Below are 15418 nucleotides of genomic sequence, written 5' to 3'. Positions count from 1 at the left end.
CTTTTCTCCTTCGCTTTAGAAGCTTAGGTTAACACCGAAAGTATAACCTCTCGTCACAGGATAGTTTCCTACATCGATACCAAAAGTAGTATCTGCAGATCCACCTACTGCAGGATCCAATCCTTCATAACCTGTGATTGTGAACAAGTTATTAGCAGATGCAAACACTCTCAATCTCTCCATTCTCCATCTTTCCAACAAGCTCTGAGGAAGAGTATAACCCAATGTCACGTTTTGCAATCTCAAATAAGATCCATCTTCGACATAATAAGAGTTTGCTTGCTCTGAAGTAGAGAAGTTGGTTGTTCTCTCTACAATAGGAATAGTTGCATTAGGATTATCAGGAGTCCAAGAGTCTTTCAATCTCGTAGAGATAGCTGCTCCTTCAAATGTCTGGAAGAAATCAGTGAACCATCTAGATTGGTTCCAAACTTCATTGCCAATCGAGGTATAGAAATAAGCAGCGATATCAAATCCTTTGTAACCAACTGAGAAATTCACACCACCTGTAAAATCAGGAACTGGACTTCCCAAGAAAGTTCTATCATCAGGAGTGATTTCACCATCTCCATTTACATCTTCAAACTTCAGTCTACCTGGAGCTGCTCCAGATTGGGTAGCATGAGAAGCTACATCTTCAGCACTTTGGAACAATCCAATTTGCTTGTATCCATAGAAAGACGAAAGAGAATAGCCCACTTGGTTTCTGATTGGCTGAATACCTCTATAAGATGGGTTGATTGAAGTAATAATATCCAATCCTGGAGCCAATGCCACAATTTCATTCTTCAATGTGGAAGCAGTAATAGTCAAATCATATGTAAAATCTGAACTTAGGTTACCTTTAGTTGAAACCAAAAGGTCCACACCTCTATTCAACATCTGACCGATATTGATGAAAGGAGGTGCAGCATTACTACCTGCTGTTTGAGGAATTGGCAATTGGAATAACAAATCTTTGGTGTCTTTTCTCCACCAGTCAAAAATCACATCCAAACGACCGTTAAAGAATGTACCGTCAAAGCCGATATTCTTCGTTTCAGCTGTTTCCCATTGTGTATTAGGGTTACCGATACGTGTTCTTCTAAATCCAATAACTGCGGAAGAGTTGCTACCTGAGATATCGTAAGAAGAGTTTCCTACATCACCAGCAAAAGTAGAATATTGGTTAGTGGCAGGAACTGGGTTTGAGTTACCCATCTGACCCCATCCACCACGGATTTTCAAATCATCAATCCAAGTAGCGCTCTGTAAGAATCCTTCAGAAGAAATTCTCCAAGCTGCGGAGAATGCCGGGAACACACCATATCTGGAGTTAGAACCAAATACTGAAGAACCGTCTCTACGAATCACACCACTGAACAAGTACTTGTCATTGAAAGTATAATTCACACGTCCAAAGTAAGAGGAGAAGTTTACACCTCTATATAAGCTAGAATTCACTTGTCTACTACTTACAGGAAGGTTAGTGATTGTAATGAAGTCTGGGTCAGTGGAGAATGGATTGTTACCAGAGGCACTGATATCTCTACCAGATCCATTATTTAACGCTTCCTGACCAGCGATTACATCAAATGCATGCTTTCCAAATGTTCTCTTCCAAGAAACAGTATTAGTAAATACCCATGCAAAGTTGAATCCAGATCCTTCGTTATATCCAAATGCTGAATTGTTTTCCGAGTTTTCATATTGTCTTCTAGAATATCCCCAATAGTAGTAGTTGTTGTATCTACCACCTATAGAAGTTCTAAAAGTCAAATCATCCAAGATGTCAACTTCTGCATAAACATTACCAAAAATATTCGCATTGAAGTTTCTGTTGTCTTTTTGACCTTCTCTGGTTGCCACAGGGTTTCTTGGGTTGTTGAAACCACCAACAGCAGTACCAGCATATCCTCCAAATTCATCATAAACAGGAATGATGGATGGCATTCTAAAGGCAGAAAGGATATCATTCTCGTCCTGAGCAATACCAATACCGCCATTACCACCAGTTTGTCCTAATACCTGACGATAAGTAGCTTGGAAGTTTTCTCCAATTCTAATTTTATTAGTTACATCAAACTCTGAGTTTGCTCTAAGCGTAATTCTTTTGAAGTTATTATTCAATAGAATACCTGCTTGATCCTGATAGCCCATACCTACATAAAAACGACTGGTCTCTGATCCACCATTCAAACCAATTGAATGTCTATGAAGTGGAGCGTTACGTGTAATTGCTTTATACCAGTCTGTTCCTTCTCCACCTGCAGCTCTTATCAACTGTAAAACTGCACCTTTATTAGGATCGACATTGTACCAGCTTCTTTGTTGCTCAATCTCACTAGCGCTTAAAGGAGATGTAACTCCTGAAACATTTTCTAGAGATCCATCAGAGTTTTGCTGAATTACGCTCAAGTAATATGGCATAACAGGGCTACTTCCACTACCAAAATGAGGATGATTGTATTCTGGAGAATTGCCATCCAACCAAGCTTGGTTTTGTTCTGCTAACCATGTGTAATTAGCAAAATCTTGCGGATTCATCATATCCAACCCTTTACCAGGGTCAGTAGAACCATACATACCATTGTAATCTACTCGAAGCTTTTGATTTCCTCTTTTTCCTCTTTTGGTAGTATAGATAATCACACCATTAGATGCTCTAGCACCATAAATGGATGCTGCCGCAGCATCTTTCAATACTGTGGTAGACTCGATATCATCAGGATTCAAGAAATCAGTAGAAGTTACAGGCACACCATCCACTACGTAAAGCGGTTCATTTCCTCCGAAGGAACCAAAACCACGAACACGAATAATTGAGGTGGTACCTGGCTGACCATTTGTAATAACTGTCACACCTGATACACGACCTTGAAGTGTTTGCTCTACGTTACCAGTTGGAATTACTGTCAAATCCTTTGGATCGACCGTAGCAATCGCACCGGTTGTTTCACGACGGCTATCAATTGTATAACCTGTAACAACCAACTCTGTTAGAGTTTGCTCGTCTGGAGCTAGTTTAACATCAATTACACTTCTATTTCCTACGGCTTGCTCCACTTTGGCATAACCTATAAAGGAAAACACCAAAATTGCTTGGTCATTAGGAACATTAAGGGAAAATTTCCCGTCGATGTCTGTTGCTGTACCAGTGGTGGTGCCCTTTACGAGGACCGAAACACCTGGCAAACCAACATCATACTCATCCAGAACAGTACCTGTCACAACTCTTTGTGCCATGGCAGCCGAACTGGCAAATACTAAGAGCAATAGCAATGCACTTAGATTTTTGTAAACATTTTTCATAAACATAGATAGATTGGGTAACAAGAATAATCTTAAAACTTGTCTGTTAATTGATTCCGCAATCGATTGCGGATTCTAGATAACTTTTACTATAGAATGTTGATTGGGTATTAATTATTAGGTTCTATAGCAGTTATACCGTGGTACGAATACCTGCAAAAGGGTTATTCCCTATTAGGTTTGAGTGCATCGGGTGATGCCAATATATGGGTGTGGGAGTAGCTAGGTAGGATAGGTCATTGGCAATATTTTGGGTTTTATTGTACATCTTAATCGCCAATGTTAAATATTCTAAAACAAAATTCAAACTTATCTAGCTAAATATTATTTGGTAATTTTTAGCACTTACAGTAGGGAATTTGCCCTAAATAAGAGCGTTCAATATAAAAATTCAAAAAAGTCCCCGGTTCTATCGACCGTATTTTTAAATATTGGACATTTTTAATACAAAAAATTTAATTTTGTTACTCAAATGTTAAAAAAATGATTTCTCAAATCTGGCTATTTTTATCTCAAAATTTCAAAAAATCTGGGGTCAGATTTTATATCATCAAAGCTTGGGTCAACTAATGCCTTCTCGTACAATACTTCACTTGCATTTACTGCTTTTTCCAACTGAATCAAGGCCACCTCATTTTGTCCACTGTTAATGGCAATTAACGCTAATCCATAATAACCATAACCAAAACCTCGATCCCGCATTACTGACTCTTCAAATGCTAATGAAGCACTTGCATAATCCTTGGAAAGAAATGATGCGAGCCCTTTGTTGAAAAAATCAGATGAATTCGAAAAAGGGTATTCAAATCTTAATGTAGCTAATTTATAATCACCTCTTATTATGTCTAAAGCTCCTCTTAAGCTTTCATTTCTCATCAAAAAATCAGGATCTCTAGTCAAAACTGAAGCGTCTGATAAATATTTATATGCCGTCCAGTATTCACCTTTTAATGCATATATCTGTCCTAAATTATGAAGAATGTAAGCACTCTCTTCTAGTCGGAGAGCTTGGTTGAGCAACCATTCAGCTTCAGCCCACAAATTCTCCTTTAAGTCCCTGTCCAGAGTTCTTTGTGCTTCCTGAATATTGACAACAGCCAGGTTATTATATGGAAGTGGTGACCGGAACATTTCAGTCATCTTCGTATAAATCTCAGTTTTGTCATCCAAGCTGGGAGAAGTCTCTGCAGCACTGGCCCAATCTTGAAAAGTCAACTGAGAATTTGAGGAGTTTCCTTTTAACTCTTTTTCCAAGATTGACATTTTCTCAATCCCTATACCAGAACCTGGCTTTGCCTGGATTTCAATTTTAGCCATTCTCAATTGAGGAAAAAGTTGTCTCGACAGTTGACTAAAGCCAGCAATCTTTTCCATTTGACTTCTTTGTGACAAGTAGTCATCCCCATTCATTAAAATAGTATAATACTCATCCTTTTTGGAAGTAGAAAGACCCGCATAATCCCTGATCAATAATCGAAGGTCAAACCAATCATTCCATCTAGCCCCCACCTCAATGATAGAATCCCTCAAGAACAACTTTCTGGAAATCAATTCATCTTTGACCGTCATTGCCCTATCCATTCCCAATTTGCTGTTTTTCCCCTCAGCATGTTCGGGCGATTGGATCCCTATAATCTTGATTGAAGAAATGGAAGGATTTTCCATCAAAAATTCTCTGATCTCCGAAAGCATAGCTTCATTCCTCGCACTTCCTACATAATTGGATGCTCCTGGATTAAAAAATATTTGAAACTCTTTAGTCTTAGTCAAATCTCTGTTGACGATCCCAGCAGGAATATAAAGCCCTATATTCGGAATTGGTTCATCAGGATTTACTCTTCCAATTTTGGCTAAAAAAGGTGTTGTAATTACCCCTTTTGCTAATTGAACTGATTCAAAGGGCTCTTGTGAAACTTTTTTTCCTTGAAATAATTGGGCCTCCAGAATTGCTCCCTCCATCCAAGGTTCAAATTCAAGAACATAATCCTTAGAAAAAGAATAATCTCCCAAGTTCTTCTGTAGCTCAACATCTCCTAAATCAAGTACCTTATCCGTGGTTTTTAGCAACAATTTCAATTCAGGATTCCGAGGACTCATGACCGATTCTATTGAGATCTTCCCTTCAATCGAGAAGCGAACTGAATCTCTGAAATATTCCAGTTGTTGCGGTTCTAAGTTAATTTCCTTTAAATATCTTGCTTCTTGGGCATAGGAAACAATTGATAAACAACTAAAAATCAACAAAATGAAACTTTTTCTAGCTTTTAAAAACAATAGGGCCGACATTTTGCTTTATAATTCTTGAAATGATTTTTTAACTTTAATTGAAATTAAACCAGCAACTGTCATGCAAAAACTGAAACTGTTTTTCGAAGAAAGAGCCTTCGGCGTATGTTCCAGATTAGGGGAAAAACTCAATTTCCCAATTGACAGCATCCGTTTATTCTTTATTTATTTGTCTTTCATTACATTAGGATCGCCCGTGGTGATTTACGTCGTGCTCGCAATGACGATGAAAGTTCGAAAATACTTTCGCAAAATGAACAATCCTGCACTTTTTGACTAAAGCTTTTCAAAAGACCTTTTCCTCAGGATTATAAAATCCCAATATATCCATAGAGAAGGTCCAATTCTTTTAAATTCCTTTCCTTTATAAGACCTCCTTTGGAGACTTTTTGCCTGCCAGAACTCCTTGTAAGCTCTAAATATGGCGGAGCCATACTTTCCTTGACCCTTGACAAAATATCCTATTGCAGCCAACCATTCAGTTAGGAGTTTAATGAGAAAGATCCACCAGAACCTCCCTGAAGTTTCAGCTTTATAAATCATACTCAGGCTATTCTTAATATTCAAGAAGAGTTTCCTCGGACTATTCCTTGCTAGCGTAGCTCCTCCGAAATGATGGACTTTTGATTGGCCATTATAGCCAATCTTATAGCCCTTTTGCCTGAGCCTTACACAAAGATCTATCTCTTCCATATGAGCAAAAAAATGAGCATCAAAGCCATCCGCTTGATGGAAAAGATCAGCTTTGATAGCCATACATGCACCAGATGCCCAATCTACGAAAGCGAAATCATCATATTGACCATGATCTTCCTCGATTACATTCCAAATTCTACCTCGGCAATAGGGATAATAAAAATCATCCAGAAATCCTCCTCCAGCTCCTGCATAATCAAAAAGTCTTGAGTTTTGAAAAGAGAGAATCTTAGGCTGTACGGCTGCAAGGTTATCATCACTTTCTAAGGTGGAAATTAAAACCTGATCCCAATTTGGCAGCACTTCTACATCGGAATTAAGCAAGATATAATATTGATATTTACCCTTTAGCGATTCCAACCCCCAATTATATCCTCCAGCATATCCAAAATTTTCCTGAAGTTTAATTAGAGGAACTGTGGGAAATTCTTTTTCTAAAAGTGCTATTGATCCATCTTGGCTAGCATTGTCTATCACCCAAACATCCGACTTAGAATGTTCAATAACAGAGGGAAGAAACTGACTTAACATTCCTTCCCCATTATAATTCAAGATGACAACAGCACAGTTTTTCATCCAAACATGCTTCCCAAGTCCATTCCGGGAATATTTGGCAACATTCCTTCAGTCGCTGACTTCATAGCTTCTTTGATTTTCACATCAATCGCTTCCATCGCAATATTTGTTGCCGCTACGATTAAGTCACTTAGCATTTCTTTATCCTGTGGCGTCAACAATGACTCATCTAGATCTATGGTCAATACTTTTCGCTCACCATTCACTGTGACTTTGACCAAACCCGCGCCGGACTCTCCTTCAGCAGTCAAATGAACAAGTTTGGATTGAGCCTCTTTAATTTTTGCCTGAGCCTCTTTAACCTTGCTCATCATGTTCATAAAATCAAACATATATCTGGAATTTTATTTTAATTTCAATTAACTTTTTAGAACATTATTCTGAATATTGAAATCACATCAAATATTCATGCAAGAATGGAAACTTTTACAGACTATTCTCTGTCTATATACTCTCTAAACCTATCAACCATGAAGACCAAAGAATACATTGAAAAAGAACAAATCAATTCTCTGAATTTTTCCAAACAGGAAGTTCTCCAATCATACGATGAGAAAAAATCCAGGTTGGCCGACCTGCATAGATCTCAAACATTAGGGAATTTACTTCATTCCAAAGTCCATATTACCTTTCAATCAGCAAATGAACAAGTTTACGAAGTCTACACCACTGTTTGGGCTGTAGCAAGTGAATTCATAGTCCTGAAAGGAGGAGTGACCATTCCAATCAATTCTATCTTGAAAGTGGAATAAACTATCCCAATTTCTTGATCAGCTCTTCCAAATTAAGACTTTCTTGGTTGCCTGTTTCAAGCTCTTTTAAGGCAATCGTTTTGTCTGCTATTTCTTGATCACCACAGATCCCAACAAATGGCACTCCATTTTTGCTGGCGTAATCCAATTGCTTTTTCATTTTAGCCTGATCCGGGTAGATCTCAGCTACGATTCCATTTGCTCTCAATTGAGACAAAAGGGATAAGGCATATCCGTATCCTTTCTGATCAAAGTGAGTCAACAATAGCTGTGTTCCTTGAATGCTTTCCCTCGGGAAAATATTCAACTCCTCCATCACATCATACAATCGATCTACGCCGAAAGAAAACCCAACTCCAGAAACACCTTGAAGTCCAAAAACTCCAGTCAAGTTATCATATCGACCTCCTCCACTTACTGATCCTATGGAGACATTATTGACTTTAACTTCGAAAATTGCCCCGGTGTAATAGGAAAGTCCTCTGGCCAAAACCATATCCAATTCGACATGATCCAAATCCTCACCCATTTGAGAAAGTATATTTAATGTCTCTTCAAGCTCCCTCACTCCTTCTAAACCAACTTCACTTGAAGCCAAGAAAGATTTGAGGAATCCCAACTTTCCAGATTCACCTTCATTGTATTGAACAAGCGGATTTAATTTTTGTACAGAATCGCTCTGGAATCCTCTCTGCTCAAGTTCTTCCTGAACTTTCTCCCAACCAATTTTATCGAGTTTGTCTATAGCAACACAAAGTGGTCCCTCTTTTCCAGCTTCACCGATCACTTCAGAAATCCCTGTCAGAATCTTTCTATTATTGACTTTAATTGTATAATCCTGAATTCCCAAATGGTTGAAAACTCTACGGATCATCAAGATAATTTCAGCTTCGCAGACTAGACTATCCGTACCTACTACATCTGCATCACACTGGTAAAACTCTCTATATCTCCCCTTCTGCGGTCTATCTGCTCTCCATACTGGCTGAATCTGGAATCTTTTAAATGGAAAAGTCAATTCATTTCGATTCATCACCACAAAGCGAGCAAAAGGAACAGTCAAATCATAGCGAAGACCTTTCTCCGAAACTTTGGTCAAAGTCTCCGCAGATCCATTTTCCAGATCCTCTGCACTTACTTTCTTTAAATAATCCCCACTATTCAAAATTTTGAAAAGGAGCTGATCCCCTTCATCTCCATATTTTCCAGTCAGGGTACTTAAATTCTCCATAGCTGGAGTTTCTATCTGATTGTAGCCAAATAGACGAAAAGTGTTTTTGATAGTATCCAGAATAAAATTCCTTCTAGCCATCTGAATAGGGCCAAAATCTCTCGTTCCTTTAGGCAAACTAGGTTTCTGCATGCTTCTTTTTCTGGTGATTAAAGACCAAATTTATCGAAAAAATACAGAAATACCCTTGATTTTAAGGAGAAGAGATAATTTATTCGCACAGATTAATAGGCAATAAAAAAATGTTTCTTTACCTTTGCACTCCGTTTCGAAACAAAAATCTTTAAACATATACAGTCATGGCAGTTACTACTCTGAAAAGAAAACTAAGAAGAAAAAGACAAAGCCAGAATACACGTGTAATCAGAATCAAGCAGTTGAGCGCTCAACCAGTGATCAAAAACGTGGATGTGGAAGAATTGAAAAAGTCTTTTGACAACAAATAATTTCCTAATTTCTGGAAACAAAAAAGCGACTCTCAAGTCGCTTTTTTTATGCCCTTATTTTCCAATTGCCCTCGCCTTCCCAACTCTACCACCCTGAGATTTTGGATTTTTCCAGATTCAATTTCAAACAACAGCATGGTTCGCATCTGATGGAAGCCATGTTGACCGATTGCCCCTGGATTCATATATAGGCATTTTAAGGCTTGGTCAAATTCTACTTTGCAGATATGAGAATGTCCACAAACAAACACTTGGGTTCCTGATTCTTTTATTTTTTGCTTGACTCCTTTTGCATATCTCGGGGGTTTACCTCCGATATGAGTCATCAACACTTTCACTCCTTCCACCTCAAAATCCAGCCATTCGGGATAAATTGATTGAATTTCAGAATCATCAATATTTCCAAAAACAGCCCGGATATTTTTATCCTTTGGTAATTGATTCATTATTTTCAATGAACCTATATCCCCAGCATGCCATATTTCGTCTACATTTTGGAGATAATTGATCGTTGTGTGATCAATGTAACTGTGAGAATCAGAAATGAGTGCGATTTTGTATGTCATTGAATCCAATTTATAAAATCTAAGATTCAATATCAGACCATCCATTAACTTCAAAAACAAAATCATGAAAAATCTGAAACATTTATTTTGGACACTCCTGCTTATCGCAGGCGTAAGCTTTTCTGTATCAGCCCAAACGGCCACAGACTCTGCAAAAGTGGTATCCGCAGACAAATTTGAAAAACTAATTTCGAAAAATAAGAACACTCTTTTGGACTTGCGAACCCCACAAGAAGTCCAAGAGGGACATCTAGTTGGAGCAACCAATTTAGATTTCCTGGACGAGGATTTTCTTGGAAAAATTGAACAATTAGATAAATCAAAGACTTATTTATTATACTGTCGAACTGGTAATAAGACCAGAAAAGCTGGTGCCGCCATGAAGAAGGCAGGATTCAAAAAAGTAATCATGCTTGACGGAGGCATTACCTCCTGGAAAGCACAAGGCAAACCTATTGAGGAATGAACAAAACCAAATCGATCAACCCCTACACGGGAGAACTTTTAAAAGAATTTGACCTCCTTTCAGAAAAAATACTGGACGAAAAACTCAAATTAAGTGATCAAGCTTATCAAGGTTGGAAATCAGTCTCTTTTTCTGAAAAGGCCAAATTGATGAAAAATGCGGCAAAGGAATTAAAGGAAAACAAAGATTTTTACGCCGAAATTATTTCCCTTGAAATGGGAAAAGTGATTAAGGAATCAATTGCTGAAGTAGAAAAATGTGCGTGGGTGTGTGAGTTCTATGCAGAAAATGCTGAAGCGTTTTTAAAGCCAGATTTAATCGATTTACCAGATGGAAAAAAGGCTAAAGTACTTCACCAACCCATCGGGGCGGTTTTAGCCGTTATGCCTTGGAATTTTCCATTTTGGCAAGTTTTCAGATTTGCTGCACCTACATTAATGGCAGGAAATACCGGTTTGCTTAAACATGCCTCCAACGTTCCACAATGCGCATTAGCAATTGAAGAGGTTTTCATCAAAGCTGGATTTCCAAAAGGAGTTTTTCAGACTCTTTTGATTGATTCAAAAAGCACGACTCAAATCATCAATAAATCTGAGATCAAAGCAGTAACCTTAACAGGTAGTGAGAAAGCTGGAGCATCTGTTGCCTCAGAAGCTGGAAAAAACATCAAAAAATCATTATTGGAATTGGGTGGATCAGACCCATTTATCGTAACCGAAGATGCTGATATTCCAACCGCAGCAAAAACTGCAGCAAAAGCACGAATGATTAATTTTGGTCAAAGTTGTATCGCCGCTAAAAGATTTATCGTGCATGAAAATGTTTTCGAAGAGTTTTTAGAAATCTTTTCAACAGAAATAAAAAGCCTGAAAGAGGGGGATCCCTTATCCATGGAATCTGACTTCGCCTGTATGGCAAGACCTGATTTAGCGGAGGAATTATATACTCAAGTTCAAAAATCTTTAGAAAAGGGAGCCAAGGCAATTTTAGGTGGAGAAAAGCCTAAAAAAGAGTCTGCGAAATTTTCTCCAACAATTTTAATAGATATTCCAAAAGATTCCCCTGCCTATTCAGAGGAGCTTTTTGGGCCTGTAGCCATCGTATTCAAAGTAAAATCAGATACCGAAGCTGTACAGATTGCAAATGATTCTGAATTTGGACTGGGAGGTTCTGTTTGGAGCACAAACCAGGAAAAAGCGGAGAAAATTGCCACTCAGATAGAGACAGGGGCCGTATTTATCAATTCCATGGTAGCCTCCAATCCACATTTACCTTTTGGAGGAATAAAGAAATCAGGATATGGGAGAGAGCTTAGCAGATTAGGGATTCTGGAATTTGTCAATGCAAAAACCGTTTATCTAGGTTAGGAGACGTTTGGATAATGTCGGAAGCTATTTTTGCAATTGCCCGATTCCTTCCTATTTTTACGAGCCAAAATTTTGTCTTTTACTAATGAGAGAAATACAATTTCGTGAAGCCCTCAGAGAGGCCATGTCCGAAGAAATGAGACGTGATGCTAATGTCTTTCTGATGGGTGAAGAAGTAGCCGAATACAACGGTGCCTATAAAGTTTCCCAGGGAATGCTTGATGAGTTTGGACCAGAGCGAGTTTATGACACGCCGATCGCCGAATTGGGATTTGCAGGTTTGGGAGTAGGTGCTGCGATGAGCGGCTTGAGACCTATTATCGAATTCATGACATTCAACTTTTCTTTGGTTGCGATTGATCAGATCATCAATTCTGCTGCGAAAATGTATGCCATGTCAGGTGGGGCTTATTCAGTTCCTATCGTTTTCCGTGGTCCAACAGGTAATGCTGGCCAATTGGGAGCTACTCACTCTTCCAACTTTGAAAACTGGTTTGCAAATACTCCTGGATTGAAAGTAATCGTGCCTTCTAATCCTTATGATGCGAAGGGACTTCTAAAAGCCGCTATCCGTGACCCAGATCCAGTGATCTTCATGGAATCTGAGGTGATGTACTCTGATAAAGGAGAAGTTCCTGAGTCTGAATACATGCTTCCTATCGGGGTAGCAGATATCAAAAGAAAAGGTAAAGACGTGACTTTGATTTCCTTTGGTAAAATGATGAAAGTAGCTCTCCAAGCTGCTGAAGAAATGGCCAAAGAAGGAATTGAATGTGAAGTAATCGACTTGAGAACCGTTAGACCTATCGATTATGCAACTTGTGTTGAATCTGTCAAGAAGACCAATAGAGTTGTTATCGTTGAAGAAGCAAACCCTCTTGCAGCTATCTCTTCTGAATTGACTTATCACTTCCAGAGATATGCATTTGATTACCTAGATTCTCCAGTGATCAGAGTGAATTCAATGGATATTCCTTTGAGCTACGCTCCAACTTATATTGAGGCCACTATTCCAAATGTGGAAAGAACCGTAGCAGCGATCAAAAAAGTGACTTACAGAGGTTAATTTACAAAACCTTCAAACATAAAAAAGCCCGGCCTTAACAAAGCCGGGTTTTTTGTTACCCAATCTATCTATCTGTTTACGCTTAAATAAAGCCAATCTTAATACAGAGACGAATAGAAAAGAGGCCATTGAACTGTATCATAGCCTCTCCCTATAGAATAATTACTTCTTGTTATTGTTATTATTCATCATGCCTCCGCCTTCGTTTCCGCCTTCTCCTCCACCTTCTTTCAAATCATCATTTGAAACGGATCTTCTTCTTCTCTGACGGTCATTCATACTCAACTTACCGATTCTATAGCTGAAGTTGATTTTGAAGTTCATGTTACGCATTGTATTGGTGCTATTTTGGATCATGGTTGGAGTAATGATCTCATTATTCACCTTAAACTCTTTTGTTAGGAAGTTCTCCAATCCAAAGCCAATTGAACCTCTTTTCTCCTTGAACTGCTTATTAAAATTCAATCCATACATCGCAAATCCACCATTGGACCCTTGTAGCTGAACTCTTCTACCTCTTGCAAAAGAGAATAATTGGATTTGCCAATCCTTCGGTAAAGTATAGTTACCAAACATTCTACCAGAGATCACCCATCCATTATTTTTCGTTCCTAGTCCATTGTCCAACATGGCATAGTAAAGGTCAAAGCCACCATTCAAAGAGAATTTGTTATTGATGTTGATATTCATAAATGAATTGGTACCAACAGCCTGTTCTTGACCGATATTCTCATAGGTTGTGAAAATCACATTGTCTTCCAACACAGATCTTACTGCCTGGATAGAACCTGTTGTGTTTCTGTAGAATCCAGTAAAATTCAACATGGAGTTTCCGAGGTAGGTACTGTATCCCAATTCAAAATTGTCAGTCATTTCAGGATCCAGAACCGGATTACCTTGAGACCATTGAGAAGGATTCGATGTATCCAAGTTAGGGTTCAAAAATCTCATAGAAGGTCTCTGAATTCTTCTATTATACGCAGCCTTGATCATGTTACCATTTTTCAATTTGCGACTCGCATTCACACTTGGAACGAAAGTCCCATAAGATGGAATATCTACAGTTTGCTCATCTACGAATTCTGCGCTAATTGTAGTGTACTCATATCGAAGACCAGTTTTCAGAGTATAGTTCTTCAAGAAATTGAAGGTATAAGAACCATAACCAGCAGTCACATTTTGATCGTATGTAAATTCATTACTCAAAGTTGGATCCTGAATTTCAACATAAGGCCCATCTGATCCTTCTGCTTGGAAGTATGCAAAATCAGAATATGATTGTCTTAGAATATTCTTTGCTCCGTATTCCAAGATCTGATTTCCGTCCTTACCCAATGGATTTACAAAATCCAATTGAACAGTGAAATCTTCGTTTCTACTTGGGTTTTCATTCCTCAATTTGGAATCAATGGTCTGAAAATCATCATTGAAGAGACTATTTACAAAGGAGCTGTTTCTATTATCTCTGCTATATAGCGTTAACAAACTGATTTCTTTCCCTTTTTTCTCATAAGTCCTGGTATAGTTCACACTCAAATCCAATGAATTACCGTCACTTTTAGTATCAGTTTCTCTCAGCGCAGAACTTATCATGTCTCCAGCAACAAATCTTTCTGTCAAGAAATTGGTCTGATTACCTTGCATGTTTCTCAATCCAAAGTTGACAGCACCAGTCAAAAAGTTGTACTTGTCGATTTCATAGTCTACACCGAAATTATATCTACCAAACATCATTTTGCTTTCAGTGTCTGCAGATTGCACAACAGTGGTTTGGCTTCCATCAGCTCCTGTTAGTAATTGTTCGTTGTTAAAGCCTCCTAAAATATTATATCCAGCTCTACCGAATCCTCCCAAAGAGAATCCAAATTTTCCGATTCTTGCACTACCATTCAATCCAAGATTTGATCCTCTCAGACCAGCACCTGTATTGATGCTCAAAGTCATCCCTTGAAGGTTGTTCTTCTTCGTCACAATATTGATAACACCTGAAGTTCCTTCTGCATCAAATCTTGCAGATGGAGAAGTAATGACTTCAACTTCCTTGATTTCATCAGCAGGAATCTGCCTCAAGGCATCAGTAATGCTACTTGCGGCGATGGCAGAAGGACGGTTGTCAATCAATACGGTAATACTAGAACTACCTCTCATGGATACGTTTCCATCCATGTCTACAGAAAGCATTGGAACTCTTCTCAATACATCTGTTGCATCTCCACCAGCTGTCGTTCTATCGTTTTCAGCTTTATATATAGTCCTATCTACACGCTCTTCGATCAATTCTCTCTGTCCCTGAACGGTCACTTCTTCCAAAGCCACTCCTTCATCAGACATTTTAAGTTCTCCCAAATTAGTATCACCAGTTTTGGAGGTAATATTGATATTATCTACGACTAAGGTTTCAAACCCCATAAAGGAAACCTGAAGTGAATACTCACCCGGTTCAAATCCAGTAATGAAGAATTTACCATCACCGTCAGCGACAGCACCTGACATGCTTACATCCGAACCTTTCTTGTAAAGAGCGGCTGTGGCATAACCAACAGGTTCTCCCGTTTTAACATCTTTAGCCACCCCGATTATCCTGGCTGGCTGAGATTGTGATTGCTGCGCAAAAGCCGGGGACATTCCCAAAGCAGCAAATAGAATAATTAGATTGAGTAATTTTTTCATGGTCT

The 15418-nt window shown here is 38.6% G+C and carries 13 protein-coding genes; 6 read left to right on the top strand and 7 right to left on the bottom strand.

Annotation, left to right across the window (positions count from 1 at the left end):
• Positions 1–15: 15 nt before the first annotated feature.
• Together O0V13_RS19055 and O0V13_RS19050 are read right to left on the bottom strand one after the other, a co-directional pair.
• Positions 16–3297: a SusC/RagA family TonB-linked outer membrane protein gene (locus O0V13_RS19055; protein WP_268036595.1), complete on the bottom strand. Its 3282-nt coding sequence runs from the start codon at positions 3295–3297 to the stop codon at positions 16–18.
• A 501-nt stretch (positions 3298–3798) separates the two neighbouring features.
• On the bottom strand, positions 3799–5388 hold the full coding sequence (locus O0V13_RS19050) for a tetratricopeptide repeat protein (RefSeq protein WP_268036594.1): 1590 nt from the start codon (positions 5386–5388) through the stop codon (positions 3799–3801).
• Between the two features lie 250 nt (positions 5389–5638).
• Between O0V13_RS19050 and O0V13_RS19045 the strand changes: the two genes are divergently transcribed.
• Entirely contained in the window at positions 5639–5857 is a 219-nt protein-coding gene (locus O0V13_RS19045) for a PspC domain-containing protein (RefSeq protein WP_073573424.1), read from the top strand.
• Here O0V13_RS19045 and O0V13_RS19040 read toward each other — a convergent pair.
• Positions 5854–6849 carry a glycosyltransferase family 2 protein gene (locus O0V13_RS19040; protein WP_268036593.1) on the bottom strand — a complete coding sequence of 332 codons (996 nt, stop codon included), beginning with the start codon at positions 6847–6849 and terminating at the stop codon, positions 5854–5856. The genes O0V13_RS19045 and O0V13_RS19040 overlap by 4 nt on opposite strands.
• Positions 6846–7181, bottom strand: a complete 336-nt coding sequence (locus O0V13_RS19035) for a YbaB/EbfC family nucleoid-associated protein (protein WP_073573422.1) — start codon at positions 7179–7181, stop codon at positions 6846–6848. Before O0V13_RS19035 ends, O0V13_RS19040 begins: the two co-directional genes overlap by 4 nt.
• 138 nt (positions 7182–7319) lie before the next feature.
• On the opposite strand from O0V13_RS19035, the gene O0V13_RS19030 reads away from it, so the two are divergent.
• Positions 7320–7601 carry a hypothetical protein gene (locus tag O0V13_RS19030; RefSeq protein ID WP_073573421.1) on the top strand — a complete coding sequence of 94 codons (282 nt, stop codon included), beginning with the start codon at positions 7320–7322 and terminating at the stop codon, positions 7599–7601.
• Between the two features lies 1 nt (position 7602).
• Here the strand turns inward: O0V13_RS19030 and hisS are convergent, their stop codons facing one another.
• Positions 7603–8964, bottom strand: coding sequence for a histidine--tRNA ligase (hisS, locus tag O0V13_RS19025; RefSeq protein ID WP_268036591.1), 1362 nt, complete (start codon positions 8962–8964; stop codon positions 7603–7605).
• A 167-nt stretch (positions 8965–9131) separates the two neighbouring features.
• Here hisS and O0V13_RS19020 point away from each other — a divergent pair, with 167 nt between their 5' ends.
• Complete coding sequence (locus O0V13_RS19020) at positions 9132–9278, top strand: hypothetical protein (RefSeq protein WP_166669853.1); 147 nt, start codon at positions 9132–9134, stop codon at positions 9276–9278.
• Between the two features lie 32 nt (positions 9279–9310).
• Here the strand turns inward: O0V13_RS19020 and O0V13_RS19015 are convergent, their stop codons facing one another.
• Positions 9311–9844 (bottom strand): metallophosphoesterase family protein, encoded by a 534-nt coding sequence (locus O0V13_RS19015; RefSeq protein ID WP_268036590.1) that lies wholly within the window; start codon positions 9842–9844, stop codon positions 9311–9313.
• Positions 9845–9908: 64 nt separating this feature from the next.
• Between O0V13_RS19015 and O0V13_RS19010 the strand changes: the two genes are divergently transcribed.
• From O0V13_RS19010 to O0V13_RS19000, 3 genes are all read left to right on the top strand, one after another.
• Entirely contained in the window at positions 9909–10310 is a 402-nt protein-coding gene (locus O0V13_RS19010; protein ID WP_268036589.1) for a rhodanese-like domain-containing protein, read from the top strand.
• A complete protein-coding gene (locus O0V13_RS19005) occupies positions 10307–11677 on the top strand; it encodes an NAD-dependent succinate-semialdehyde dehydrogenase (RefSeq protein ID WP_268036588.1) in 1371 nt (456 codons plus the stop codon). Before O0V13_RS19010 ends, O0V13_RS19005 begins: the two co-directional genes overlap by 4 nt.
• Before the next feature lie 85 nt (positions 11678–11762).
• On the top strand, positions 11763–12743 hold the full coding sequence (locus tag O0V13_RS19000; protein WP_268036587.1) for a pyruvate dehydrogenase complex E1 component subunit beta: 981 nt from the start codon (positions 11763–11765) through the stop codon (positions 12741–12743).
• A 162-nt stretch (positions 12744–12905) separates the two neighbouring features.
• Here O0V13_RS19000 and O0V13_RS18995 read toward each other — a convergent pair whose 3' ends face one another.
• Complete coding sequence (locus O0V13_RS18995) at positions 12906–15413, bottom strand: TonB-dependent receptor domain-containing protein (protein WP_268036585.1); 2508 nt, start codon at positions 15411–15413, stop codon at positions 12906–12908.
• Positions 15414–15418 lie beyond the last annotated feature (5 nt).

It is taken from the genome of Algoriphagus sp. PAP.12 (assembly GCF_026652115.1).
GTDB lineage: Bacteria > Bacteroidota > Bacteroidia > Cytophagales > Cyclobacteriaceae > Algoriphagus.
The sequence above is the reverse complement of the archived record's forward strand: the minus strand, read 5'-3'. Positions and strand labels throughout refer to the sequence as shown.